The 1,901-nt window shown below is 50.2% G+C and carries 17 tRNA genes; all 17 read left to right on the top strand.

The annotated features are described in order from the left end of the window. Window positions 1–71 precede the first annotated feature (71 nt). A tRNA-Val gene (locus tag BGM26_RS18705) sits at window positions 72–147 on the top strand. 169 nt (window positions 148–316) lie between these two features. Continuing rightward, window positions 317–389: transfer RNA gene (locus tag BGM26_RS18700), tRNA-Thr, on the top strand. A gap of 11 nt (window positions 390–400) precedes the next feature. Beyond that, window positions 401–476 (top strand) — tRNA-Lys (locus tag BGM26_RS18695). 6 nt (window positions 477–482) lie between these two features. Beyond that, window positions 483–567, top strand: a tRNA-Leu gene (locus BGM26_RS18690). A 104-nt stretch (window positions 568–671) separates the two neighbouring features. Next, window positions 672–746 (top strand) — tRNA-Gly (locus BGM26_RS18685). A gap of 7 nt (window positions 747–753) precedes the next feature. Next, window positions 754–839: transfer RNA gene (locus tag BGM26_RS18680), tRNA-Leu, on the top strand. A gap of 37 nt (window positions 840–876) precedes the next feature. Beyond that, a tRNA-Arg gene (locus BGM26_RS18675) sits at window positions 877–953 on the top strand. Between the two features lie 8 nt (window positions 954–961). Continuing rightward, a tRNA-Pro gene (locus BGM26_RS18670) sits at window positions 962–1,038 on the top strand. 18 nt (window positions 1,039–1,056) lie between these two features. Beyond that, window positions 1,057–1,132: transfer RNA gene (locus tag BGM26_RS18665), tRNA-Ala, on the top strand. Window positions 1,133–1,159: 27 nt separating this feature from the next. After that, window positions 1,160–1,236 (top strand) — tRNA-Met (locus tag BGM26_RS18660). 6 nt (window positions 1,237–1,242) lie between these two features. Continuing rightward, window positions 1,243–1,319: transfer RNA gene (locus tag BGM26_RS18655), tRNA-Ile, on the top strand. Window positions 1,320–1,332: 13 nt separating this feature from the next. Next, window positions 1,333–1,425, top strand: a tRNA-Ser gene (locus BGM26_RS18650). Window positions 1,426–1,447: 22 nt separating this feature from the next. Next, window positions 1,448–1,521, top strand: a tRNA-Met gene (locus tag BGM26_RS18645). Between the two features lie 3 nt (window positions 1,522–1,524). Continuing rightward, window positions 1,525–1,601 (top strand) — tRNA-Asp (locus tag BGM26_RS18640). A gap of 14 nt (window positions 1,602–1,615) precedes the next feature. Next, window positions 1,616–1,691: transfer RNA gene (locus BGM26_RS18635), tRNA-Phe, on the top strand. 38 nt (window positions 1,692–1,729) lie between these two features. Further along, window positions 1,730–1,805 (top strand) — tRNA-His (locus BGM26_RS18630). A 17-nt stretch (window positions 1,806–1,822) separates the two neighbouring features. Then, window positions 1,823–1,896, top strand: a tRNA-Gly gene (locus tag BGM26_RS18625). Window positions 1,897–1,901 lie beyond the last annotated feature (5 nt).

Genomic DNA, 1,901 nt, shown 5'->3' with positions numbered 1-1,901 from the left:
AGCTTCTCAGCGCCGATGGTAGTTGGGGGCTCTCCCCCTGTGAGAGTAGGACGTCGCCAGGCATCTATAACGGAGGATTAGCTCAGCTGGGAGAGCATCTGCCTTACAAGCAGAGGGTCGGCGGTTCGATCCCGTCATCCTCCACCATTATAATATAGGACAAGCATTTTTTGACGGTGTAGCTCAATTGGTAGAGGATTGCGGAAGCTTTCAGTCTAGAGCGTTATATCATCGAACAGCAATCTGTAACAAATCACGCAGGGATTTGGAACACAGTATGATTATAATCATTGTATAGAATAACTTTTTTAAATACGCCGGTGTAGCTCAGTTGGTAGAGCAACTGACTTGTAATCAGTAGGTCGTGGGTTCGACTCCTATCGCCGGCACTTTTTTGTACGAGCCATTAGCTCAGTCGGTAGAGCATCTGACTTTTAATCAGAGGGTCGCAGGTTCGAATCCTGCATGGCTCACCATTTTTTGCGGGTGTGGTGGAACTGGCAGACACGCTAGACTTAGGATCTAGTGCCGCGAGGCGTGGGGGTTCGACTCCCTTCACCCGCACCAGATTGACTGTCTCGAAGAGACTCAATCTGCGATAAATGCCAAAGGCATTTAAAGCATTCATTAGACTACAAATTTCATTTAACAAGAAAAATAATATGCAATTTGCGGAAGTAGTTCAGTGGTAGAACACCACCTTGCCAAGGTGGGGGTCGCGGGTTCGAATCCCGTCTTCCGCTCCATATATATGCCGGGGTGGCGGAACTGGCAGACGCACAGGACTTAAAATCCTGCGGTAGGTGACTACCGTACCGGTTCGATTCCGGTTCTCGGCATTAAAGTTTTTTGCGACAGCAAAATAACTCTCAATACGCGCCCGTAGCTCAATTGGATAGAGCGTCTGACTACGGATCAGAAGGTTATGGGTTCGACTCCTTTCGGGCGCGCCATATATTAACGGGAAGTAGCTCAGCTTGGTAGAGCACTTGGTTTGGGACCAAGGGGTCGCAGGTTCGAATCCTGTCTTCCCGACCAACCGATAGATTATAAAATGGGGCCTTAGCTCAGCTGGGAGAGCGCCTGCCTTGCACGCAGGAGGTCAGCGGTTCGATCCCGCTAGGCTCCACCATTATTTAAAATATCATTCACTTGATTTGGCGGTGTAGCTCAGCTGGCTAGAGCGTACGGTTCATACCCGTGAGGTCGGGGGTTCGATCCCCTCCGCCGCTACCAAATGAAGGACCTTTAGCTCAGCTGGTTAGAGCAGACGGCTCATAACCGTCCGGTCGTAGGTTCGAGTCCTACAAGGTCCACCATATTTGTTTTTACGGAGGAATACCCAAGTCTGGCTGAAGGGATCGGTCTTGAAAACCGACAGGCGGGTCATACCGCGCGGGGGTTCGAATCCCTCTTCCTCCTCCATCTATTTTTAAAATACTATTATCGCGGGGTGGAGCAGTCCGGTAGCTCGTCGGGCTCATAACCCGAAGGTCGCAGGTTCAAATCCTGTCCCCGCAATATGGTCCGGTAGTTCAGTTGGTTAGAATGCCTGCCTGTCACGCAGGAGGTCGCGGGTTCGAGTCCCGTCCGGACCGCCATATTTTTTGTATAAGGCTCAGTAGCTCAGTCGGTAGAGCAAAGGACTGAAAATCCTTGTGTCGGCGGTTCGATTCCGTCCTGAGCCACCATTTTATTCTTCCATCGACTGAATATTTTTTCAATGATGGCGGTTGTGGCGAAGTGGTTAACGCATCGGATTGTGGTTCCGACATTCGTGGGTTCGATTCCCATCAGCCGCCCCATAATTTTTTTCAATATTGCGGGTGTAGTTTAGTGGTAAAACCTCAGCCTTCCAAGCTGATGATGAGGGTTCGATTCCCTTCACCCGCTCCATAAAG

Origin of the sequence: Bacillus sp. FJAT-29790 (assembly GCF_019039215.1) — a bacterium.
Lineage (GTDB): Bacteria > Bacillota > Bacilli > Bacillales > Cytobacillaceae > Cytobacillus.
The sequence above is the reverse complement of the archived record's forward strand: the minus strand, read 5'-3'. Positions and strand labels throughout refer to the sequence as shown.